The sequence below is a fragment of the Virgibacillus litoralis genome (assembly GCF_017873675.1).
GTDB classification, from domain to species: Bacteria; Bacillota; Bacilli; order Bacillales; family Amphibacillaceae; genus Lentibacillus; species Lentibacillus litoralis.
This window is the reverse complement of record NZ_JAGGKK010000001.1, coordinates 1-24,459: the sequence shown is the minus strand read 5'-3', so window position 1 is coordinate 24,459 and position 24,459 is coordinate 1. Positions and strand designations below refer to the sequence as shown.

The window sequence follows — 24,459 nt, the reverse complement described above, 5'->3', positions numbered from 1 at the left end:
AGATGGAAGAACTATACGATCAATATAAAGCGCTGCTGTTTACGCTGGCATATCAGCTGACAGGGTCTGTTGCAGACGCGGAGGATGCGGTACAGGACGTATTTTTTAAGGCGTACGAAGCACATGTCGAACGTTTAGAGGAGCCAAAAGCTTATTTGTGTAAAATGGTGACCAATCGCTGTCTCAATCTGCAGAAGTCGGCACGAAAGAAGAGGGAAGCATACGTCGGTCCGTGGCTTCCCGAACCGATTCGGACGCAAGAATCAGATACACTTGAGATGACGGTTGTCCGCCGTGATTTGCTTTCTTACGCCATGCTCGTACTGTTGGAGAGGCTGACACCTACAGAACGGGTAGTTTTCGTCTTGCGTGAGGCGCTGGGATTCGATTATCCCGAAATAGCCGAACTGCTCGGCAAGAGAGAGGCGAACTGCCGCAAGCTGATGAGCCGGGCGAGAAACAAGATGGGAATATCAGAGGAAGAGAAAGTCGCGACCGAAGCGATAGAATTGGAATGGCTCAACCGGTTCCTCACTTCCCTTGAACAAGGTGACGTGGATCATCTACTGTCTCTGCTGACTGAAGACGTCATGCTCGTCACTGACGGAGGAGGAAAAGTAAAAGCATTCAGACACCCAGTACAAAAGCGTGATCTCGTAGCTCGATTCCTGGCTGCTGCGCTTGAAGGGATGGCTCCCTTTTATCAGGAAAGTCTTCACTATGAAACTACTTCTTTGAATGGTGAGACCAGTATAGTACTCCGTTCTGGTGAAGAAACAGTAGCCGCTATATGTGTACAACTCCGGCAAGGAAAGTTCGCAAGAATCTATGTCGTACGGAACCCGGATAAGCTTACTCGGGTTTAGGGTAGTCGATTACAGTCTCTAGAAAATACTGTTGGAAAGATGTTTACTTCTACCCAATCAAGCTGCAAGTATAAAAATTTTTCTCACTAATGACTTCTGTACTTTCCTGACTAAATATTGCACATCTCATTGAAATGTGCATAAATGACTTTTTACATAAAATTTTTAAAAATTAAGCAATCCATGAGAAATCAACTTTGATATAATTGGAGACAGCTAATCGATAATACAAGAACGGGAGAGTGTATCATGGCCAAACATAAGATTTATACAATGAGTTTTGCAAGTGTCTATCCCCATTATGTTACGAAGGCAGAGAAAAAAGGACGTACGAAAGCGGAAGTCGATGAGATTATCCGTTGGTTGACAGGGTATAGCCAGGAAGAGTTAGAGGCGCAACTGGAAAAAAAGACAGATTTTGAGACCTTCTTTGCGGAAGCCCCTCAACTGAATTCTTTACGAACATTGATCAAAGGTGTGATTTGCGGTGTCCGAGTGGAAGACATCGAAGAATCAACAATGCAGGAAATTCGCTATCTGGATAAGCTGGTCGATGAATTAGCGAAGGGAAAAGCGATGGAGAAAATTTTACGGAAATAATTAAAATGTAGGAACGCTCTTTTTTTAAAATATAAAAGGAACAGTGTTTTTTTGCAAGTTGGATGTGAAGGGTACAATGTTGGAACAGGTTTCTTATAAAAGGAACGAGATTTGAATAACAAGCAGAAAAGGGGAGCTTCAAATGCTTTTTAGTGGAGAAAGAGTTCGGCTAAGAAAAATGTCCAGTGAAGATGTTTCTACTTACCATAGGTGGAGAAACGATATAGAGATTATGCATTTCACAGACTCATCTTTGGATGTTTTTACGTATGCTGACACTGAAAATTACGTTAAAAGCATAACTGAATCTAATAATTCCAAAATCTACATAATTGAGGAACTTGAAGCTAATAATCCAATTGGCGTCACGTCGCTTATTAATATTGATTATGGAAACCGTAATGCTGAATGTAATATAAGCCTAGGGGATAAAAGTTACTGGGGTAAAGGTTTTGGACAGGAATCTTTTCGTCTGCTATTGGATTTTGCATTTAACGAGTTGAATCTGCACAAAGTGTATTTACGAGTATTTTCCTTCAATGAAGGGGCAATTAAATTGTATCAAAAACTAGGATTTTATGAAGAAGGAGAATTAATAGAACAATTTTATCGGGATGGCTCTTGGCATAATGTTATATTCATGGGTCTTTTGAAAAGAAATTATATTACCGCCCATGCGTTTTAGTTCCGAATCCCTTACCAAAGTTCCACTCCATCTAATTTAGCGAACATCCTGATTCAGCACCTGACATGATTCAGTCGTAATTTTTTCATAGGATAGCTGGTAGGCATGGCAGAATTGTTGTGTGTGATGCCGTTTAGCTGTATCGTAAAAGAGGAAGATATAACTAATGCAAAATTAGATGAAACAGGAGCTGATTAAATTGCTCGGGCAACGATTTAGACATACAAAGCGCTATCGTGAAATTATAAATGTACTTATGAAAAATGGATTCAGCCATTTCCTGTTCCGGGTTGGCCTGGCAGATCGAGGACTTGCAGCAGGGCAGGGTGCTGATGAGATAGATCGAAACATGAAAAATGTTGGGAAAAGGCTGCGGCATGCACTGCAGGATCTGGGGCCATCATTTATTAAGCTCGGTCAGATTGCCAGTACCCGCCATGATGCGTTGCCACAGGAAATAATAGAAGAATTGGAAAAGCTTCAGGATCATGCACGGGTTATTCCATTCGAACATGTGCGTTCTACAATAGAATCAGAGCTTGAGGATGAGCTCGGCAATCTGTTTGCAAGCGTGGATTCCGACCCGCTTGCGACAGCGTCAATCGGACAGGTACATACGGCTAAGCTCTTTAGTGGCGAGGATGTCGTTATTAAGGTACAGCGACCGGGGCTGAAGTCCAAGATCGAAACGGATTTGGAAATTTTGCAGGGATTTGGGAGGATACTGGAGGAACGCACTGCCTGGGCAAAGCGATACCGGCTCTGTGACATTATTGATGAACTTTCCACCTCACTGAAGAATGAGTTGGATTACTTAATGGAAGGCATTGGTGCAGGACGGATTTCCAAGCAGTTTGAGGATGATGCGTTTATTAAAGTCCCGAACGTTTATTGGGATTTTTCGACCAAACGGGTATTGACGATGGAAAAAATTGCAGGTATCAAAATTTCCAAAGTTGAGGAACTGGATGCCAATGGATATGATCGGGTTAAAATTGCCCGGCGCCTTGCAGATACAATGCTACGGCAGCTGTTCGAGAATGGTTTTTTTCATGCCGATCCACACGCTGGAAATATATATGTATTGCCGAAGAACTCGATTGCATTTTTTGATTTTGGGGAAACCGGAATGATCAATAAGAAGATGCGACAATACTTTGCTTCGATTCTCGTGAACCTTCACCAGGGCAACACAAAATCGATGATAAAAACCTTTTCCAAGATGGATATTATCGGTGAAGAGACAGATATTGAAGCATTGCGGCGTGACTTGGACGACCTGCATGTCCGCTATGAAAACATCAAAATGAAAGAGCTCAGCCTCGGCAGGGTTATCCTGGAAATATTAAATGTGTCGTATCACAACTACATAAAAATACCAACAGAACTGGCGCTGGTCAGCAAGGTAATCCTGACGCTTGAGGGAGTTCTGCAACGACTCGATCCGGAATTTAGCCTTATGCGGGCAGCGGAACCTTTTGCACAAAAACTGATGTGGCAGCGGTACCGTCCAAAGGAAATTATCCGAAATTCACTGGAAGAGATTGGTGAAGACATCGGTATTATTTCCGAATTGCCAAGTGATTTGAAGGAAGTAATGGACGTAATCAAGAAAGGCAAGATTGGGCTGGATATTAATGTGAAACGCGGCGATCAAATCATGCGCAGGGTGGACAAGATAAGTAACCGGCTTTCCTTCAGTGTTCTGATGCTTGCCTTCAGTATTCTAATGGGCAGCCTGATTGTCGGTTTAGCAATTGTCGGACAGGACACCATCATCTGGAACCTGCCAATCATTGAAATCGGTGCAGTAATCGCAGCCCTCATGTTTGTACTGATGGTGATAACAATTATCCGGTCGGGACGGATGTGAAGAGGTTCTAAGATTGAATAGAGCGAAAAATGGGTAACACATATTAACAAATGTCCTTTCGAAAAACTGTATTAGAGGAGGTCAACAATGAAGCAGACACTTGTCGTTTTTCTGATTCTTGCTGTATTGATGGTCACCTTTTTTGTAGCAATAGAATTTGTTTAGTTTAGTGAAAAAGTGGGACGAGGAACCTGTCCCTATGTTTCTCCCTATGTTTCTTATGAGAAAATGGACACTCAAATTAGTTTCCTTTCAGAAGGTGGCACGGGGACATCGGTACACGATTTATCAATTGAAGTTGATGATCTTGATAGTGCACTGGCTCGCGTAAAAGAAGCAGGTATACTAATTGAGTAGGTCCAGCCAAAGAACCATGGGGGGGAGCGAAACTACGTTAGAGGTCCGTTTGGGAAACTAATCAATATATTACTCTAACTATAATTCAAAAAAATTCATTGAAGAAGTTGATGGGTTAAAATTTAAGAGATAGCAAATAATATAGTTACAGCCACCTTTTTAAGGTGGCCCGCGCGATAAGCTAAGTTAAACTTCTGTTTTCCGCAATTATGACTAGTCTAAATATTGTATGAGAATAGTATTCAGAGGATTTCTTATTATCTTTTTGCCTAGTTTTTGCTCACCACTGTGGGAATCAGGCTATTGCAAATTCAATCGTTGGTGTTGTTACAATACCAGAAATGATTAATTTGATAACTATTTTTATATACTAGTATGTTAACGACTAAGCTATAAATGATTCCTAATTATTGAAACAAGTCCTAATATAAAAAGATTTTTATTTCACTTTTGTTACTTTTGCAACAACTGACGCTTTGGTTTTATACAATAAACTTTGGTGAAATTGGGACAGAACATCGGTTGATACATTGTTAAGTGGCATTTGATGTGTGTATACTTAAAATGGTCAAAAAAGTGATGTCTGCCGTGGCTTCCGTTTTTAGAAAAGTTACTGTTCAAACAATTTTCTTTCTCTTTGAAGAAGGTAAAATATTTAGTTCTTCTCTATACTTTGCAACAGTCCTCCGTGAAATCATTATTCCATTATTTTTTTTAAAATGATCTGCAATTTTTTGATCAGAATGCGGCTTGTACTTATCCTCCTCATTTATTAACTGTTTTAGTAATAATTTAACTTTTGTGGAAGAAGAGTTACCACCATTGCTTTGCCCGATTTTTGAGGTGAATAATTTCCCCATTTCATGGGCTCCATTTGGTGTTCGGATAATTTTATTATTTATAGCACGACTGACAGTGGATTCGTGCATATCTATTTCCTCTGCAACTTCTTTTAATGTCAACGGTTGTAAGGAAGCAAAGCCATTATCTAAAAAATCCTGCTGTTTCTCTATAATTACTTGAGTAATTTTTAAAATTGTGTTCTGGCGCTGTTCAATACTTCTAACTAACCACATGTATTTTTGATAATTTTCTTTAATATATTTTGATGTTTCATTTTTTTTGTTTAAAAAATGCATGTATTGTTGGTTTAATTGGATTTTTGGTAAATAGCTATTATTTATAGAAATGCTATATGCTCCATATGATTTTTCGATTGTTATGTCTGGATATAAGTAACGTGTAGAGTTATTGGAAATTTCAGCACAGGGCTTTGGGTTAAGAGTTTGAATGCAATCGAAAATTCTTTTTACTTCTGTTAAAGATATATTCAACTTACGTGAAATTTCATGCCATTTTTTATCTGCAAGTAATTCAAGGTATTCTCTGATTACATAGGTGACTAAGGAGTCATCTGGATAAAACTCCTGAGTTTGTAATAGTAGACATTCCTTCAAATCCCTTGCCCCTACACCTATTGGTTCCAATTTTTGAAGGATACGGATGCTATGTTTAACCAAGTCTTCATTTACTGCTAGCTGATCTGCAACTTCTGAGGTAGTTATGGGTAAATATCCATTATCATCTAAATTTAGTATTAAGTAACGTAGAATAATTTGCTCTTTATCACTAACTTGTAGCCATTGCGTTTGCTCCAACAAGTTCCCCCATTGCCCATGGTCCCCAATTGCCATGAAATCTAGTGGATTAATAGATTCACCCCCGTCATAATTGGAGTTCGGTTCGTTGTATGTTGATTGATATTTATCTTCAAATCGTATCTCTAATGACTTTTCTTCTATTTCGATTAAGGGGTTCTCAAGCGCTTGCTCCTGGATAAATTGAGATAACTCAATTGTGGAATATTGTAACAAGGCAATTGCTTGCCTTAGCTCTGTGGTCATCGTCAAATTCATGGTTTGTTTTTGGTGTATTCCAAGTTCCATCGTTTTCCCTCCTTGAATCTATACTAACCTATAGCTAATTAGTCTAAATTTTATGAATGTTTTTTTACCACTATACCATAAAGTACTGATGTTCGAATAAAAAATTATATGGAAAAATACATAGATAATGAGTATTTTTTGTTGGGATAGAATATCGTCTTTCCTTAATTTGTAATTCAAATTTTTTCCTAGATAGACCTAAAATTTTACAAACTTTGGTTATATCTTTATGAATGGCACGACCCGATACATAACACAGATTTTTCAAAATTAATTCTGATTTGAAACGTGAAACACAGTTTGAAACGATTAATGAAACGTTATCGTTTTAACCCCTTTATACTAAACAATTATTTTTGGCATAAGACTTGCATTTATTTAAATAACAACTATTAAAGGAATGAAATAAATTGGTTTTAAATGTTAAAAATAGGAATATTTGGGATAGATATTTAATTGTTCTACTCACTATACAAAGTGTCGCCTCATTATCCTATTATGCATATGTTCCTTTAATTCCCTTTCTTCAAGAAGAGCTTGTTCTCAACAACTATGAAATTGGGTGGTTAACTTCTGCAGTTTTTTTAGGCTCATCCATAATTGCTATTCCTTCAGGGATAATAGTAGATAAGATAGGTGTGAAGAAGGGAATTTTCATTTTTTGCTTTATCATCTCTTTTGATTTATTATTATTTATATTTTCATCAAGTTTCACATTTGTTTTAATATTACTTTTTATCATGGGTATCGGTTATGGTGGTATTACACCTAGTACTAACAAAGGTATAATTGATAAATTTTCATTTTACAATCGTGGGACAGCGATGGGAATCAAACAAACTGGAGTTCCACTGGGAAGTACTTTAGGTACACTTTCTTTACCTTTTTTAGCAAGCAGGATTGGTTGGCAGAATACATTGTTAATCCTCTCAATTATTGTAATGGTAATCACTTTTCTCAATTTTATAATGTATAAAGAAAATAGCGGTGGCAAAAAGGATCAAAAATTAAAACTTAGAGAAAACTTAAAGAAAATCCTACAGAACAAACCTTTAATTAGTCTAGCTGCTATTATAATCTTCTTTATTTGGACACAACTTAGTGTTATGACCTATTTAGTTGTTTATATTAATGAATCTTTAGAAAAGTCACTCCATTTTTCATTGTTTTGTCTAGGGACCCTTCAGTTTGGGGGGGTAATAGGCAGGGCCGCCTGGGGCTACATCAGCGACCGTTTTTTTAATAGGAATAGGGGTGCTGTTTTAGCCCTAATTGGTATTCTATCTGGGTCTTTTGTTATTACATTAGGAGTAATAAACAACAATCTTTCAGAAGCTTTGTTATTAATTCTATCTTTTTTGTTGGGTTTTTCGACACAAGCTTGGAATGGAATTTTTGTTTTAATGATGTCAGAAATTGTACCCAAGAACCAAGTTGGTATAGCCAGTGGATTTGGACTGTCTGTTGTTTACCTAGGTGCTATAGTAGGGACTCCTCTATCAGGATGGATCACTGATTCTACAGGTCATTATGGTTTAATGTGGCTAATCGTAGGAATTATCATCATTTTAACAAGTACCATCACTTATTTTATGAGGTTTGACAATTATCTAGGTAAAATATAAAAATAATTCGTGGGTTGCTAGCACTAAACTAATGTGCTATGACATAAAAAGTTAAATAATGGAGGGGTGTTTATATGAAAATCTAAAAAATATAAAGGTAGTAGGTACTAGATAGAAACGATTCAATTATTATAAAAGGAGGACACAAAATGAAAAAGTTTAGCCATTTGTGTGTATTTATGTTAACGCTTACAATAATGGGTGGCTGTGTAAACGATGCCGCATCTAATGACCAAACAAGTGATACAGATAAAACCTATGAAATGATCCTCTCAAGTGAAGTGCCAGAAACACACTTTAAAAGTCAATTAATGAAAAAATTTACGGAAGAAATAACTGAAAGAACAGATGGAGGGATAGAAGCTAAATTTTTCCCTGCTGGACAATTATACTCTGACATAGATGCACTACAATCTATTGGAACTGGTTCTGTTCATAGTGTTTGGCCCGTTTCTGTACAATTGGAGTCTTTCAATTCAGGATATGGATTTTTGTCGTTACCATTTGCAGTAACGGACGAGAATATGTTAATACCCGAATATAGATCTGATTTAATGGATATATTAACTCCTCTTGTTGAACCTAATGGAATGGAAGTAGCAGGTCTTCTACGCACGGCTGATTTGTTATTTATTTCTCAAGACACAGAGATGAAGTCGATAGATGACTTGAAAGGTATGAAAATACGTATGACTGGTGGAAAGTGGCTTTTAGAAATGGCAAAACAGATTGATACTTCAGCTATAAGTATACCAGCATCTGAAATGTCTACTGCTTTGTCTCAAGGAACGATTGATGCTATCTATTCATCACCGTCAGGATGGAAAACCATTTTAGGTACATCTGTTCCTTATGGTTATTACGTTCCTGGATTGAACGTATTAACTTATTCCATTGTACTTGATAAAGAATGGATGTCCACACTACCACAAGAGTATCAGGAAGAAATTAACACACTAATCGATGAACTTTCATCAAATCAGTGGCAAGAATCTATGACTACGGATAAAGATATTATGGATGAATTGAAAAATGATGGAGTAACTATTCATACAGAAAATAAAGAAAATATAGACGGCTTGAAACAAAAATTACAACCAGTTTATGATGCGTTTAAGAATGAATTTCCAGACATTTATAGTGATTTTGAAAGTATCAATAAATAATTTTTAAGAGGGTGTTCATATATGTTTAAAGTAACAAGATTGGTAGAGAAAAGAGTGTTGCTGCCTATTTCAATTATCCTCTTTACCTTTTCAGGGCTTCTAATGTTTATAGAAGCCCTGCAAAGGTCTTTGTTTAGTAAGTCATTTGAATGGTCAAGTGAAATCAGTATTTACTGTATGATCTGGTCCATTTTACTAATGATTGCTTATGCTGGAAAAAAGGGCCACCATATTAGAATTGAACTCTTATTTTCTAAAATGAACAGATCATTGAAAAGAGTTTTATTTATATTAGTTAATATAATGAGTTTCCTTTTCTCTGTAGTCTTGACATATTCTAGCTATCTAACAGTTTATCATGCTTACAAAACACAGCAATTATCTCAAACAACTTTGCAACTTCCAATCTGGATGCTCTCAAGTATATTAATTATTACAGGGATTTTGTTATCGATATATTATTTAGAGGCACTTTTGTTAGCTTTAAGGGGAAACAAAGTTTCTCAAAAATAATAATTGTAATTAAAGTGTTTTAAAATACTTAGGTAACTAAGGTAGAAACTCAAACGGGAGGAGGATTATATGGTCATAGGGATCTCAATAGTAATTGTCTTACTATTATTAGCATCAGGTATGGAAATTGGAATTGCCATTGGTCTTGCAGGTGTATTATTATTATTATTTCATGCTAACATCCCACTGTCTGTTATTTCACATGAAGTTTTAAATGCTGTTGATAGTTACTCGCTTTTAGCAATACCCTTCTTTATATTGGCCGGAAATATAATGATGGAAGGAAAGTTAGCTGATCGGTTAATGGATTTTTTTGGTTCATTTATGCGAACTATTCGAGGAGGGCTAGGAATAGGCGCCATGCTATCAGCTATTTTCTTTGCAGCAATTAGTGGATCAAGTGTTGCCTCTGCTGCTGCATTAAGTAAAACGATAACAGTCTCCCTGCAAAAAGAAAATTACACGAAAAGTTTTACTGCTGGAATTGTTGCAGTAGGTGGAACATTAGGTCTAATGATTCCTCCAAGTCTAACCTTTATTTTAATAGGGACAATGGTTGGTATACCTGTAAGGAATTTATTTATTGCTGGTATAACTCCTGGAATTTTAGAAGGCATTTTGTTAATTTTTATGACTTATTTTATTTCAAGAAAATATAATTATGGTTATAAAAATAAGGTTAAGTTAAGTGAAGTTTCATCTTCATTTTGGAAAAGTAGTGGGGCAATAATTTTACCAGTTATCATATTAGGTGGAATTTACCTAGGTATTTTCACTCCAACAGAAGTTTCAGTGGTATCGGCTTTATACGCACTAATTGTTTGCGTATTCATCTATAAGTCTATTAAATTAGTAAAGGTCCCGGGAATTATTAAAGAATCAATTTACTCCACATCAATGATTTATTTAGTCTTGATTGGAGGTAGCTTGTTAAGTTTTATTTTGACTAGATTGGGCGTTGCAAGTACAATACTAACCTTTATCCAAAGTATGGAATTACCATTATGGGCCTTCCTATTACTTATTAATGTTGTATTGATAGCTTTAGGTATGTTCTTAGACGGTATTTCCTTAATCGTTATCCTTACACCTTTATTGTTCCCAGTTGCTACTGGTATGGGTATTGATCCAATACATTTTGCAGTAATTATGGTTGCAAATGTTGAAATTGCTACGATTACCCCTCCGGTTGGCCTTAATTTATTTGTGATTAGTGGGGTGAGTAAACTAGAAATTTCTGAGGTTGTTAAGGGAGTTGCGCCATTTTATTTAATTAGAATTTTCGGTTTATTATTAATTACCTTTATCCCATTTATTTCGCTTTGGTTACTTTGAAATAAATAAAACTCTAATGGATTCGTATAAGGAGGAAGCTAAATGGATCTTACATATCTGTTTGTTCCGGGAATAAGTGAAAGAAAAATATCAAAATCTTTTTCAAGTATGGCTAATGTCATTATTATAGATCTAGAAGATGCAGTTACAATATCTAGAAAAGATGAGGCAAGACACATTGTATATAATATGTTAATTAATAAAACCGAAAAACTGAATAAAACTTTTATACGGATTAATTCATATCTATCTCCTTGGTTTCGTGAAGATTTAAGGCTAGTAAGTGACCTAAGTATAGATGGAGTAATAATTCCAAAATGCGAAGATGCCTCTACAATAAAAAACACAATGAATTTAATAGATAAACAACTAGAAATCATTCCCTTAATTGAATCAGCTTCAGGAGTTCATAATGTTAAGTCTATAATTCGATCAAGTAATCAAATTGATAAGGTTGCATTTGGTGCAGTTGATTATGCTATTGACTTAGGGGTTGACTGGACTCCTAAAGGAGAAGAAAGAAGACTTGCCATGCAAAAGTTAGTATTAGCATCAAGAACATGCGGTATATCATCTCCAATTGATGCAGTATTTCCAATATTAAACAATCAGGATGAGTTTAAACTAGATGCGAATTATGGAAAAGGAATAGGATTTTATGGAAAAATGGTTATTCACCCGAATCATGTTCAGTGGGTGAATGAGGTGTACAAACCAACAGAACAACAATTGAAATGGAGCAAGAAAGTCGTTAACATATATGAAAATGGTGAAAACTCTGGAGCAGTTGAATTAGATGGTAATTTAATAGATTATCCTATATATAGCCAAGCAATAAGAATTTTATCGTATTATGATAAATAACTTAAGATTTAATAAATCTACTCTTATTTTTTATTTTTTTAACAATAATTAAGCTTTCTATGCTATCTAGCCTCATCATCTTCAAGGAATCACATCTGCTACTTGCAATTACAAGTGCAATTGCAAGTAGTAGAAATAATCTCCTTTCACTCTTCTTTTAACTCCGGTCGTGTTATTAATTGTATAAAATTAATTTTTATATAAAATATTAATACTTTAAAGGATTATTACCTCATTTCGAAGAATTATTAGTAAGATAGATTATCTGCTGAAAGGGGTTATTTTTTTGCCGACAAAAATACTAGTATTGACACATCGAAACTTCTCCCATTTATTTTATGAGGTAATGGATATTATGAAATTACCTATTAAGTTAAAAGTCGAAGAAGTCGGTTTTGGAGAAATTAATAAATATATTGATAGCAATAAACTTCTGAATTACGATTTAGTAATTACTAGTGGGGCTCATTTAGAAGTTATAAAAAGAGACTTTAATGAATTAACGTATTCCATTCCTATTTATCCATTTCAATTTTCTGAATCGGACTTGGTAAAGTCTATTGCAAAAGCAAAGAAGTACAGTAATAAAATCGTTTTAATGTACTATGGTCAAAATAAGTATGAACTAAAAAAATATGAAAAATTATTAGATGTTAAGCTAGATGATTTATCATTTGAAGATCTTGATGATGCAGAAAAATCACTTAGGGAATATAAAAAAATGGGATTTAATGTAGTAATTGGAACCAGTTCTATATGTGAATTAGCAGAAGATATCGGGTTAGATAATATTTTAATTTATTCGACGGAATTGATAAAAATAGAGTTAATGAAAGCGTATCAATTGGCTACAACTTACAACAAAGTAGTAAAACATTCAAAGTTAAAAGAAATAATGTTTAAACAAATGTCAGACCCTGTTTTTTTGTTAGATGCTAGTGGAATGGTATTGGATGTAAATCGTACAGGTGTAGGTTATTCTCAAAAAAATTTTAAACATGAGATAATAGGAAAAAATATAGACTCTCTTTTAGGGAAAACCATTTATGATTTACAAAATGAAAATAAAGAAGATGAAACAGACGAAGTACTCCATCCTTTGTATATAAATTCTAAAATAAATTGCTATTTATTAATTAAAAAAAACTCAGCAATTTCTCCTGTCATTAAGGAGTTTAAGGATTCTTATACTTCCAAAAACAAATCAAAGTATAGTTTTGAAGACATTATTCACCAATCAACGATTATGAAAAAATTGATTACAAGAACGAAACAATACTCTAGATCTGATGCACCTATATTAATATATGGTGAGTCGGGTACAGGCAAAGAACTTTTCGCACATAGTATCCATAATAACAGTCAAAGAAAAGATAAACCATTTTTACCTGTAAATTGTTCTGCAATACCACAATCTATATTAGAGAGTGAATTATTTGGTTATGAAGAAGGAGCGTTTACTGGAGCAAAAAAGGGTGGAAAACCTGGCATGTTTGAAATTGCTCAAAACGGGACTATTTTTTTGGATGAAATAAGCGAAATCCCACTAGATATACAAACCAAACTATTACGTGTTCTCCAGGAAAAAGAAGTTATTCGTTTGGGTGGGAAAAAGATTATTCCACTAGATGTACGAATAATTACAGCAACTAATAAATTACTGATAAAACAAGTTGAGGAAGGGTCTTTTAGAGAGGATTTATATTATAGAATTAACGTTTTACAACTGAATGTTCCATCATTAAGAGAGAGAAGTCAAGATATACCATTAATATTTAAGTATCTACTACAAAAAAACGGACTATCTCCGGAACAAGCAATCTATTTATCAGAATTTGGTCACGAGAGTATAGTTTCCTATCAGTGGCAAGGAAATATAAGAGAGATTGAAAATTTTGTTGTTAGGCTTACAGCCTTGACATCTCTTTCAACTACAACTTATGACTTGGCAAATTGTTTTACAGATGTTTTTCTAGAATTTTTACAATCCAAACGTCAGGACCAACAGGTCTCTATAGTAGATGAATTAAAAATCAGTGATAGCCTTCAGAGGTCTGCATCTGAAAGAAAAAAAATAATTGATGCCTTAAAACAAGCGCAAAGTAATAAGTTGGAAGCTGCAAAAATTTTGGGGATCTCTCGTACAACATTATGGAGAAGAATGAATGAATTTAATTTGGATTTAATCTTGTATGATTGATGGTTCGGAAATATCTTTTAAGAAGACAAGGGTTTGTATAATTACAAATCTCTGTCTTTTTTTTCTTTTTTTACTTAAAATTTATTAATTTCAATCTGTTTCAAAAGCGTTTCATAAATATAGAAAAATTGAAACGGTCACAACTGTTTTCTCTTATTAATTAAGATTATTTTTTGGCATGGAACTTGCATTATTTAAAGTGAGAGGTTATTTATAATAACAATATAGTAAGGAGGAGAGATATGAAAACTAAAGGAAGCACCAATACTATTTCTGACAGCCTATCGAAATTAATTAAAGACACTAATATTAATGAAATGTCAGAAAGTGAAATTGATCTAGCTAAGTTTCTAACTTTGGATTTCATAGGGTTGGCCGCACGCGGTAACCATTTTGAAACAAGTAAGCCAGTTCATAAGTATCTTGAGAATTTTGGTGGGAAAGGGAGTGGGACAATCATAGGCAAAAGGGGTATAAAGTCACTCCCTCAATACTCTGCACTAGCTAATGGTGCAGCAGCACACAGCCTAGAACTTGATGATGTTATTAATGAGGCCTCATTACACCCAGCTGTAGCAGTTTTCCCTACTGCATTAGCTACATCAGAGTATTACGGAAGTACTGGCAAAAGTTTTATTGAAGCATCTCTCGTAGGCTATGAAGTAATGGGGAGATTAGGAAAAGCATTAAATCCCTCAAATGTTTATACAAGAGGTTTTCATCCAACAGGTATTTGTGGAGTATTTGGTACCGTTGCAACTGCGAGTAAGATAATGAATCTCTCTGAAAAACAAACTACCTATGCTTTTGGAATAGCAGGTAGCCAAGCTGCTGCATCTATGGAATTTTTAGAAAGTGGTGCATGGACCAAACGTTTGCACCCTGGTTGGGCTTCGCATAGTGGTATGATTGCGTCAGAACTTGCAAGTAATAATTTTGTTGGTCCTAACACAATATTTGAGGGGAGTAAAGGTTTTGCGCAATCTTATTCCTTTGATTCTGATCTGTCTATTTTAGATGAGCCATTATCCTTTGGTGATAGTCAGATGCAGAAGACAAGTATTAAGCCTCATGCTTGTTGTCGATATAAGCAAGGACCACTTGATATGATTTTAAAAGTAGTAATAGATAATGATTTGGAACCAAACGATGTTGAGAAAATAAATGTATATATGGTGAAAACAGGTATGTCTATTGTAAGTTGGCCAGAGGCAGAAAAGAGAAATCCAAAAAACACGGTAGACATACAATTTAGTATGCATTTTGGGGCAGCAGTCGCAACATTATATAGAAAAACATTATTAGAGGAATATAGCCAAGAGAATATTAATAATTCGGATGTTAAGAGTATGATGAATCGCGTATTTTGCTATCATGATCCGGATTTAGATAAAGAATTCCCAAAAAAGTGGCCTTCTAGGGTGGTTATAGAAACATCGAAAGGAACTTTCTCTGAATACCTCGAATACCCAAAGGGAGAGCCAGAAAACCAACTTTCATGGGAGGAATTAATAGAAAAATTTAAATATTTAACTGGTACAGTTTATACATCCAATGAACAGGACAATATTATCGATGCAGTAAGAAATTTAGACCAGATTGAAAATATTAACGTACTATCAAAATTATTATAAAAGTTCTTAAAGAGGAGGGGTTATTTTGAGTTTATTTGAATTAAATGATGAACAACAACAGGTACTTGATATGGTTCGTGACTTTTGCAAGAAGGAGATCGAACCAGTTGCTAGAGAATTAGAACATAATGATGAGTATCCCAAGGATATTGTAAACAAAATGATGGAATTAGGATTTTTTGGGTTTACCATCCCAGAAAAGTATGGTGGAATCGGTCTTGACTATGTTACCTACTCTCTTGTTGTAGAAGAACTTACTAGCCATTGGATGAGTATTTCTGGCATTATTAATAGTCATTTAATTATGGCATATATTATTCAAAAGTTTGGTACCGAAGATCAAAAAAACAAATTTTTGCCCAAATTGGCTACTGGTGAATGTAGAGGTGGGCTTGCTTTATCTGAGGCGGATGCAGGCACTGATGTACAGAATATGTCTACAAAAGCGGAAAAGTCCGGAGACAGTTATATAATAAATGGAAGTAAAATGTGGATCACAAATGCACGTCATGGTAATACATTTATTCTGGCAGCAAAGACGGATACAGAAATTACTCCAAAATATAAAGGAATAAGTTTATTTATTATTGAAAAGGGTCATGAAGGATTTCAAGTACAAAGAGATATTGACAAGTTAGGATATAAAGGTGTTAAAACTTGCGAAATCGTTTTTGATAATTTTGAAGTCCCTGCTGATAAACTAATAGGTGGGCATGAAGGGAGAGGATTTAAACAAGTACTTGGTGGTCTAGAACTAGGTCGTGTCAATGTTGCTGCCAGAGGGTTGGGACTTGCAAGAGCAGCTTTTGAAGATTCTATTCGCTATGCTCAGGAGAGAAAGACATTTGGGAAGCCAATTTGTGAACATCAAGCTATCCAACTTAAATTAGGAGAGATGGGAACCAAGTTAGAAGCAGCAAAACTGTTGACAGTAAATGCTGCTATGAAACTCCAAAAGGGTGAGAGAAGTGATTTAGAAGCGGGAATGGCTAAACTTTTCGCAACTGAAGCGGGATTTGAATTATCTTCTGAAGCAATGAGAATACACGGTGGTTATGGTTATACAAAAGAATTTGATGTAGAGCGCTATTATCGAGATGCGCCCTTGATGCTAATTGGTGAGGGTACAAATGAAATGCAAAGAATTATTATTAGCAAAGGATTAGTAAACAAATATAGCATTTAAAGTTAATAAGGAGGAATAAGCTATGGCGGAAATACACACCCCATTTGGTCGTGTATATGAAGATTTTAATGTTGGGGACCTGATCATGCACTGGCCAGGCAGGACCATTACAGACGCAGATGATACAATTTTTAGTTTATTGGCTTTAAACCAACACCCACTGCATATTGATTCACATTATGCAGCTCAATCGCAATTTGGTAAAAACTTGGTAAATGGCACTCTCGTTTTCTCTATAGCCGTTGGAATGACTGTAAATGATATTAGTGGGGCAGCAATTGCTATGCTTGAATATGAGAATATTAAACATCTAGCACCAACTTTCCGCGGGGATACCTTATATGGATCAACCAAAATCCTAGATAAAAGGGAATCGAAGAGTAAAATTGATAGAGGTATTGTTTATGTTGAAACCGTTGTCACGAATCAAAGAGAAGAAGATGTCATGAGCTATAGAAGGCGACTACTCATTCCAAAACGCGAGTTTGCTTCACGTCCGTATACGCATAGGTAAGTATTAATCTCTCCAAAAATCAAGGAGGCAAAAAATATGAATAAACCATTAGAGGGATTAAGAATTATTTCTTTGTCCCAATATGGTGCGGGGCCATATGCAACTTTACAATTAGCAGACCTTGGTGCAGAAGTAATAAAAATAGAACAAAAAAGTACGAACGGGGATGTTTCCCGACAAGTTATTCCATACGCTGAAAATGGAGATAGTCTATTCTTTCAATCCTTAAACCGGAACAAAAAAAGCATTACACTTGATGTTAAATCCGAAAAAGGAAGAGAGATTTTTTATGAATTAGTACGAGAATCCGATGCAGTTTTTAATAATTTTAGGGGGGATGTTCCAGAAAAACTAGGGATTACTTATGAACAACTTAAACATATTAATCCACAAATTGTTACATGTTCTTTATCTGGCTTTGGAACGTCTGGTTCATTACGAAGTGAACCAGCATATGATTATTTATTACAAGCTAAACTTGGGCATATGTCGTTAACTGGAGAACCAGAAGGTGTACCATCGAAGTATGGGTTATCAATTATTGACTTCTCAACTGGTATGATGGCTGCTTTAGGTTTAATGGTCGGTATCTATCAAGCTAAATCAAAAGGTATTGGTAGCGACATTGATGTTAGCCTCTATGATACAGCAGCTTCCGTAATGAACTATATTGCTACATGGCATTTAAATCGAGACTATGAACCTAAAAGAACAGGATATTCTGCACATCCTACATTAGTACCTTCCCAACTTTTTCCTACTAAAGATGGAAATGTAGTAGTAATGTGTAATAAAGAGAAGTTCTTCCAGATACTCTGTGAAAGATTGGGAAAGCCGGAGTTGGCTGAAGATGGGCGATATAAAGACTTTGAAAATCGGTTTAAAAATAAAGAAACTTTGACCCCAAAACTGATATCTTTGTTTAAAGAAAAGGATACAAAATACTGGATAGATAAATTAAAAGGAAAAGTTCCTATTGCTCCTGTTAATACCGTCAAAGAGGCATTAGAAGATCCTTTTATTAAAGAAAGAGAAATGATAGTCGAATATGAACATCCGACTTTTGGGCTTTTAAAGATGTTAGGAACTCCAATAAAGGTTAAAGACTATAAGCCTGAATATAAGGCTGGTCCTTCAATGGGAGAACATAATACTGATATATATCAAAACCTACTTAATTTAACACCTGAAGAGATTAAGGCATTACAGAATGATTCTACTATTTAAAAATAAAAGTTAGGTAGATAATGTAAAAGAAAACTTTTATTCCATTTATGTGAATTTATAAAAATAAAAATGTAAAATGATTTGACCTTTCTTTTATATGGTTTTCAAGGTTAATTAAAAGAAGTAAGGAATATATATCTATGTAATAAATAAAATTAACAAAAAAATTGTGGTCGAAAACAGTAAAATGGATTTTCTTCTTTAATGTAACTTCTATTAAAAAGTAATGCTGGTGAGATAGTTGAAATACTTATGAGGGATTATGATCTAGATAATGGCTGAAAACAAATGATTTAATCTGGAGCAAGTCCTGCTTTAATAATTGTTCATGATCCACTGAATACATGCACGGCCGGGAGCTTTTCACAACTAATACTTAAGGTGATAGAAGCAGAATATCCCGAAGTAATCCTAATGGAGTATATTGTAATCGGAAGGAATTTAACTCCTAAACTTGTAATTAAACTAGAAATAGTCACATCTTTGATGCAACAGATAAAAGTAACCGTTGATAATACTATATTTATACGTCCTATTTATTCTGGGAAATCTTTGAAAATAATACTATAATTGATGTGGCAATTTTTGTTACCATTCGGCCCAACAATATTACTTCTCTACAAAAAGATGAAAGCCGTATAGGAGAAGTATCTATAAAGGATATGACCACCAGAAAGATATGTGTTTAATGGCTCAAGAAAGGAAAATTATTAAATTAAAAAAGGGAGGACCATTAAAAGTCTCTCCCTTTAAAACTTTATTCCTCATCTAAAATTGCATCAAATGCCTCTGATACTCTATCAAATTCTTCATCGGATTCAATTGCTGATAAATCATTGTCATCGTCTATTTTGAGGAAGAAGAGATCAATGTCATCGTCACTTTCCGCTTGTAAATCCTGTACAAAGCTGACAGCCACATAGTCAGTGCCTTCCAATGTAACCTTTGCCAATACTTCAACTGATTGTTCCTCTTTTGACTCATCACTTATTGTAAACACTTCGCCAACTTCAATTTCGCCCATTTTATTAATCCTCCTAATGCTTCTGCATATTCATTATTTTCTCTTTAAGTATGAAATTAATACAACCTTTTGTAAAATGAAACATAGTGAATACCTAATTCGTAGCTAGAATAGCAGCATAAAACAAGGAGGATTTTTATGGGGGAGTCAATTTATTTTACAGATAACTTCTTTTCAAAAGGAACAACGGAAATTTTTAATAGTGAACAGGAGGTAGTCGGGTCACTTGACTTAAAAAGTGCTTTTTCCTCAAGTGTCGCTATTCTGGATGTGGAGGGCAACATTGTAGTAACGGGTTCTTCTCCTTTTTTCTCAAGAGGGTGGATTGTGAAGAATCAAAGTGAGCAGGAACTTGGGAAATTAAAGCAACGTTTTGCCTTGTTTTCCAAGAAGTTTGTCTATCATTCCTATGATCATGGTGAGTATGAAATTAAATCAGAGGCGTTTTCCAAGGAATATGACATTCTTGATCAGGATGAAAATCTGGTTGCTGCATTTAAGAAGGTTAGTGGTTTCTTTCAATCACCAGCATATGAGTTAAGCAGTAATTCATCCCTGTTAGCCAAGGAAGAATTAATAGCAGTTGTGATGGGAGTTAATATGATTATTAAACGAAATAATTCTGCGGGAGCAGGTGGTGGAGCAGGAGGTTCTTAGATAGCGGATTTTGACAAAATTGATTACATCCAATGAAATGTACCATACCTGACAAACTAACTAGGAGGTGTTAAGAATGAAGGTTAAACGAATTGTTGCCAATGTTGAAACGCAGGATGTTACCAAAGCAAGGTACTTCTATGAGGAAGTACTTGGACTTGATCAATTAATGGATCTGGGATTTATTGCAACTTACGGCTCGCATGAGAAAATGGACATTCAAATCAGCTTCCTTTCAGAAGGCGGATCTGGGACACAGGTACCTGATTTGTCGATTGAGGTTGAGGATCTTGATGAAGCACTTGCTCGGGTAAAAGAAGCAGGAATTCCAATTGAGTATGGACCAGTCAATGAGCCATGGGGTGTTCGGCGTTTTTATGTAAGAGATCCGTTCGGAAAACTTGTTAATATTTTAATTCATCTATAATATGCAAATGGGCTATTATTTGAATTATGGTTAATGCGGAGTACCTTAGGATAACGGGTTCCGTTTAGAGGTGCGCATACTAAAATTCACGTACAAAACCGCACAGTAATTCACATATGAATTCACTGTGCGGTTTTATTGATATAACAATAATATTGGTACATTTTATAGCAAAATTCACACTACTATTCACCTGTATGGAAATAATTATTTCAGGGTGTGCGAATCGGTTGTGAAAAAGTTGTGATTTCAATAAAAGTTTTCTGCTACACATTAAAGGAGTCAGAATCTTATGTTAGAATAAAGATAAACATTGTGAAGGATTACACTTAAACTAACGGAGCAGTTTAGTTTAAGATGAGTATGAAACTTTTATGTGGCATTTGACAAAAAACGGGTAACAAAAAACCTCTTAAGAGTAAGAGGTTTAAACAATCGTATTTTCATTTATGAAAAGTTGTAGGGCTTCCGCTGATTCTTCAATATTATCAAATAATTTGACCGTATTATTTTTAAGATTGGTTATCTCTATAGTCCTTGTATGTTTTAAGCATCGTACTGTCATTACTGTTTGTTCATTAGAGCTTAATGTATGTCTAATCTCAACATTGTTGTACTGACAAAGAGTTTCAAGCATTTTTATTAGACTTTCTTTTGACATTTTAGTGTCTCCTCCTTAATGATGGAAGAAGACTAAGGAAAGTCAAAAGGTTCCCAACAATTGTATTGTTAAGATATTAAGTATAACATATATAAGGTATATTGCATAGTATTGTCTGAATAGTTAGAATAATGTGTGTAATAAAAGCGAAAATTCTTATTAAATTAATGGGTGCAAGAGTTGAAGAAGGGGTTGGTCCAAAAGCTCTCTTATATAAACTACGCAATTTCTACAGGATACAAATAGAGATTTAAGGAGGGATATTTTGATACAAGCTATTTTTATTGACCGAGATGGAACTATAGGTGGAAGTGACCAAGTAGTTTATCCAGGTGAGTTTCAACTGTTTCCTTAAGTTCAGAGTTCAATAAATCAATTAAAAAAATCAGGTGGAATGATTATATCCTTTACCAATCAACCAGGCATATCAAGAGGAGAGGCAAAAAGAGAAGAATTTGAAAGTGAACTCAAAGGTTTTGGATTTGATAAAGTTTATCTTTGCCCACACCAACAGAATGAAGGGTGCAATTGCCGAAAGCCTTCTACTGGAATGTTACTTCAGGCAGCAGAAGACAACAATCTAAACTTAAATCAATGTTTTGTAATTGGTGATAGATGGACAGATATGCTTGCAGCTAAAGACGCAGGATGTATTCAAGTTTTAGTAAAAACTGGTGCAAGAGTTGAATATGGAACAACATCCTTGTTCAACTATAGAAGCAGGTTTAGTGGAAGAGTACAGAAAATTTTTGTTCAACAATCGGGACAGTTTGTTGATAACCGAAATTTCTATTTTGAATATTAAGTTTTTAAAAAATTATAGTTATGTTAAAATTAATGAACCAGAGCTTGTGAAAGATTAATACTAAAGTGACGATGCAGTATTGTTTACAAGAATAAAATATGGTCTATAAATAAAAATTGACTAAACAATATAATTTTGCTACAATTCTTTTAATTATTTAATATGGAATATAAGGCTGTGAAGAGAAGAGTAATTTTGATTAATTATTTTTAGAGAGCTCCTGTAGGTGGGAAGGAGTAATAATAATCTTAATGAAAAAAGGCTTGGAGCTTTGCACGGATCTAAGATCGTATTTCTTAGTGATACTGCGACGGGATCTCCCGTTAAAGAGATAGGGTATAATCAATTTTAAAAAATCATCGTACCCGAAGAGGTTGATTTGGTAACATATCAACAAACTGAGGTGGTACCACGAAGTTAACAACTCTCGTCCTCAAGATGAATAATCTTGGGGGTGGGAGTTTTTTTGTTGTTTAAATTCGTATTTACAAGATCTAATAAACGAACGAAAAGACTGGAGTGAAAAGAATGAATAGTGAACAAACTACTCATAGAATAGAGAAATTAGATACTTTAAGATCTCAGGGAATTACGGTATATCCTGAAAAATTCGCTATAAATTATGAACTTAATGAAGCTTCTTTCCTTGAGGATGGAATGTCGGATGTTCGGGTTGCTGGAAGAATAATGGGTATTAGAAGCTTCAGCAAATTGAGTTTTATTACACTATCAAACATACAAGGAAGTTTACAGCTTCTTTTGAAAAAGGAAGAGATTGGAGAAGAATCATTTAATCAATTTCATACTTTATTAGACATTGGTGATTTTATTGGTGTTGAAGGACGGATGTATACGACTAAAACAAACGAGAAAACATTACGTATTGAAAGCTATGTATTTCTTGGGAAGGCATTACGAACTCTTCCAGAAAAATGGCACGGGTTAAGCAACGTTGAACTTCGATATAGACAGCGGTACTTAGATTTAATGATGACAAAAGATACTCAAAATCGAATGTTAGCTAGAACTAAAATGGTACGTTCAATTCGCAGATTCTTTGAGGACCAAAATTTCTTGGAAGTAGAAACGCCAATCCTACAGCATACTTCCTCGGGTGCAATTGCTAATCCTTTTATGACCTATCATAACGCTTTGGACACTGAATTAAATTTACGAATTGCCCCGGAAACCTATTTAAAAAGGTTAATTGTAGGTGGGTTTACCAAAGTATTTGAGTTTGCTAAGTGTTTTAGAAATGAAGGGCTTAGTCCTCAACATCTTCAGGAATTTACAATGGTTGAAGGGTATGCGGCATACTGGAGTTATGAGGATACAATGAAATTAATGCGTGATATGGTTCTGTTTATTCTGGATCAAACCTTCAATACAACTACCATTACCTTACAAGGGCAAACGATTGACTTCTCGCTAGAATGGGACATTGTTTCCTTCAGGAATTTAATTTTAAGGGATACAGGTATTGATATAGAGCTTTATCCTGATGTTGAGGATTTACACCAAGAAACAAAGCGAAGAGATATTGATTTAGAACATTCGGATATTGAATCTTTAGGGAGAGGTAATTTCATTGATCTTCTTTACAAGAAAATGTGTCGATCTCAACTTGTGAAACCAACATTTTTAATCCAGCACCCTATCGATTTATCTCCACTAGCTAGAGCAAATGATGATAACCCCACTCTTACTGATCGGTTTCAATTAGTGGTGAATGGAGCAGAAATTATAAATGCCTATTCAGAGTTAGTTGACCCAATCGAACAAAGAAGAAGGCTGGAGGCTCAAGCTATTCTTAAAAGTAATGGGGATATAGAAGCTATGGAAATGGATGAAGATTATCTAACAGCTATGGAATATGGGATGCCACCCATTTCCGGTTGGGGATTTGGAATTGAACGCTTGTTAATGGTACTAACTGATAGTGATACTATTAAGGATTGTGTTTTATTTCCGTTGATTAAAAAACTGTAGAATCTATATATAGGTGTTGATTTGAGTCCGATTTACCGCCTATATATGGATTCAGGCACAAATCTGTATCCGTAACCAGCTAATAGAATCTTTTTTTCTTATTACTAATGGGTGCATTAGTTAAACGAGCTATAAGAAGAAATGAAAATTATAAAATTGATCTTCAGCAATCGGGCGCGATTGTTGAATAAGCGGCTCTTTTCTTATTCAACTACCATGAAAATTAACTTCTAAAATAACGAGAAAAAGGCAAAACTAAAGAAGACGCAGCTCATTGGTTTTTTTAAAAGGGAGAGCGCCAAATT

Annotated in this window: 22 protein-coding genes, 1 pseudogene and 1 other annotated feature; of the genes and pseudogenes, 20 read left to right on the top strand and 3 right to left on the bottom strand. The window is 35.0% G+C overall.

Features of this window, described 5'->3' with window-relative positions; translation table 11 throughout:
• Positions 1 to 2: 2 nt before the first annotated feature.
• The 5 genes from sigJ to J2Z82_RS19495 all read left to right on the top strand — a co-directional run bounded on the left by sigJ (position 3) and on the right by J2Z82_RS19495 (position 4,381).
• Positions 3 to 866, top strand: coding sequence for an RNA polymerase sigma factor SigJ (sigJ, locus tag J2Z82_RS00105; protein WP_209478771.1), 864 nt, complete (start codon positions 3 to 5; stop codon positions 864 to 866).
• 249 nt (positions 867 to 1,115) lie between these two features.
• Positions 1,116 to 1,466, top strand: coding sequence for a DUF2200 domain-containing protein (locus J2Z82_RS00100; protein WP_209478770.1), 351 nt, complete (start codon positions 1,116 to 1,118; stop codon positions 1,464 to 1,466).
• Positions 1,467 to 1,608: 142 nt separating this feature from the next.
• A complete protein-coding gene (locus J2Z82_RS00095) occupies positions 1,609 to 2,151 on the top strand; it encodes a GNAT family N-acetyltransferase (protein WP_209478769.1) in 543 nt (180 codons plus the stop codon).
• A gap of 199 nt (positions 2,152 to 2,350) precedes the next feature.
• Complete coding sequence (locus J2Z82_RS00090; protein ID WP_209478768.1) at positions 2,351 to 4,024, top strand: ABC1 kinase family protein; 1,674 nt, start codon at positions 2,351 to 2,353, stop codon at positions 4,022 to 4,024.
• 228 nt (positions 4,025 to 4,252) lie between these two features.
• The gene (locus J2Z82_RS19495) at positions 4,253 to 4,381 is read left to right on the top strand and encodes a VOC family protein (protein ID WP_280922953.1); all 129 of its coding nucleotides are present in this window, start codon (positions 4,253 to 4,255) and stop codon (positions 4,379 to 4,381) included.
• A 617-nt stretch (positions 4,382 to 4,998) separates the two neighbouring features.
• Here the strand turns inward: J2Z82_RS19495 and rpoN are convergent.
• Complete coding sequence (rpoN, locus tag J2Z82_RS00085) at positions 4,999 to 6,327, bottom strand: RNA polymerase factor sigma-54 (protein WP_209478767.1); 1,329 nt, start codon at positions 6,325 to 6,327, stop codon at positions 4,999 to 5,001.
• Between the two features lie 410 nt (positions 6,328 to 6,737).
• Here rpoN and J2Z82_RS00080 point away from each other — a divergent pair, with 410 nt between their 5' ends.
• From J2Z82_RS00080 to J2Z82_RS19740, 11 genes and pseudogenes are all read left to right on the top strand, one after another.
• Positions 6,738 to 7,952, top strand: a complete 1,215-nt coding sequence (locus tag J2Z82_RS00080) for an MFS transporter (protein WP_209478766.1) — start codon at positions 6,738 to 6,740, stop codon at positions 7,950 to 7,952.
• 149 nt (positions 7,953 to 8,101) lie between these two features.
• Positions 8,102 to 9,118, top strand: a complete 1,017-nt coding sequence (gene dctP / locus J2Z82_RS00075; RefSeq protein WP_209478765.1) for a TRAP transporter substrate-binding protein DctP — start codon at positions 8,102 to 8,104, stop codon at positions 9,116 to 9,118.
• 21 nt (positions 9,119 to 9,139) lie between these two features.
• Positions 9,140 to 9,631 (top strand): TRAP transporter small permease, encoded by a 492-nt coding sequence (locus J2Z82_RS00070; protein WP_209478764.1) that lies wholly within the window; start codon positions 9,140 to 9,142, stop codon positions 9,629 to 9,631.
• Between the two features lie 69 nt (positions 9,632 to 9,700).
• Positions 9,701 to 10,966, top strand: coding sequence for a TRAP transporter large permease (locus tag J2Z82_RS00065; protein WP_209478763.1), 1,266 nt, complete (start codon positions 9,701 to 9,703; stop codon positions 10,964 to 10,966).
• A 42-nt stretch (positions 10,967 to 11,008) separates the two neighbouring features.
• Positions 11,009 to 11,830 (top strand): HpcH/HpaI aldolase/citrate lyase family protein, encoded by an 822-nt coding sequence (locus J2Z82_RS00060; protein ID WP_209478762.1) that lies wholly within the window; start codon positions 11,009 to 11,011, stop codon positions 11,828 to 11,830.
• 286 nt (positions 11,831 to 12,116) lie between these two features.
• A complete protein-coding gene (locus tag J2Z82_RS00055) occupies positions 12,117 to 14,030 on the top strand; it encodes a sigma 54-interacting transcriptional regulator (RefSeq protein WP_209478761.1) in 1,914 nt (637 codons plus the stop codon).
• Positions 14,031 to 14,272: 242 nt separating this feature from the next.
• Positions 14,273 to 15,664: an MmgE/PrpD family protein gene (locus J2Z82_RS00050; protein WP_209478760.1), complete on the top strand. Its 1,392-nt coding sequence runs from the start codon at positions 14,273 to 14,275 to the stop codon at positions 15,662 to 15,664.
• 25 nt (positions 15,665 to 15,689) lie between these two features.
• Entirely contained in the window at positions 15,690 to 16,850 is a 1,161-nt protein-coding gene (locus J2Z82_RS00045; RefSeq protein WP_209478759.1) for an acyl-CoA dehydrogenase family protein, read from the top strand.
• 22 nt (positions 16,851 to 16,872) lie between these two features.
• Positions 16,873 to 17,364, top strand: coding sequence for a MaoC family dehydratase (locus J2Z82_RS00040; RefSeq protein ID WP_209478758.1), 492 nt, complete (start codon positions 16,873 to 16,875; stop codon positions 17,362 to 17,364).
• A 36-nt stretch (positions 17,365 to 17,400) separates the two neighbouring features.
• Positions 17,401 to 18,591, top strand: a complete 1,191-nt coding sequence (locus J2Z82_RS00035; protein WP_209478757.1) for a CaiB/BaiF CoA transferase family protein — start codon at positions 17,401 to 17,403, stop codon at positions 18,589 to 18,591.
• A gap of 312 nt (positions 18,592 to 18,903) precedes the next feature.
• Positions 18,904 to 19,161, top strand: a pseudogene (locus J2Z82_RS19740) (adenine nucleotide alpha hydrolase family protein); the annotation flags it as partial.
• Between the two features lie 187 nt (positions 19,162 to 19,348).
• Here J2Z82_RS19740 and J2Z82_RS00030 read toward each other — a convergent pair.
• Complete coding sequence (locus J2Z82_RS00030; RefSeq protein ID WP_209478756.1) at positions 19,349 to 19,615, bottom strand: DUF1292 domain-containing protein; 267 nt, start codon at positions 19,613 to 19,615, stop codon at positions 19,349 to 19,351.
• 138 nt (positions 19,616 to 19,753) lie between these two features.
• On the opposite strand from J2Z82_RS00030, the gene J2Z82_RS00025 reads away from it, so the two are divergent.
• Together J2Z82_RS00025 and J2Z82_RS00020 are read left to right on the top strand one after the other, a co-directional pair.
• A complete protein-coding gene (locus tag J2Z82_RS00025; protein WP_209478755.1) occupies positions 19,754 to 20,272 on the top strand; it encodes an LURP-one-related family protein in 519 nt (172 codons plus the stop codon).
• Positions 20,273 to 20,348: 76 nt separating this feature from the next.
• Positions 20,349 to 20,699, top strand: coding sequence for a VOC family protein (locus J2Z82_RS00020; protein WP_209478754.1), 351 nt, complete (start codon positions 20,349 to 20,351; stop codon positions 20,697 to 20,699).
• Between the two features lie 427 nt (positions 20,700 to 21,126).
• Here J2Z82_RS00020 and J2Z82_RS00015 read toward each other — a convergent pair whose 3' ends face one another.
• Entirely contained in the window at positions 21,127 to 21,360 is a 234-nt protein-coding gene (locus tag J2Z82_RS00015) for a hypothetical protein (protein WP_209478753.1), read from the bottom strand.
• 367 nt (positions 21,361 to 21,727) lie between these two features.
• Between J2Z82_RS00015 and J2Z82_RS00010 the strand changes: the two genes are divergently transcribed.
• Positions 21,728 to 22,165 (top strand): HAD-IIIA family hydrolase, encoded by a 438-nt coding sequence (locus J2Z82_RS00010; RefSeq protein WP_390313520.1) that lies wholly within the window; start codon positions 21,728 to 21,730, stop codon positions 22,163 to 22,165.
• 168 nt (positions 22,166 to 22,333) lie between these two features.
• Positions 22,334 to 22,603 (top strand) — a binding site (T-box leader).
• Positions 22,604 to 22,693: 90 nt separating this feature from the next.
• Positions 22,694 to 24,154, top strand: a complete 1,461-nt coding sequence (gene lysS / locus J2Z82_RS00005; RefSeq protein WP_209478752.1) for a lysine--tRNA ligase — start codon at positions 22,694 to 22,696, stop codon at positions 24,152 to 24,154.
• The last annotated feature ends 305 nt before the right edge of the window (positions 24,155 to 24,459 follow it).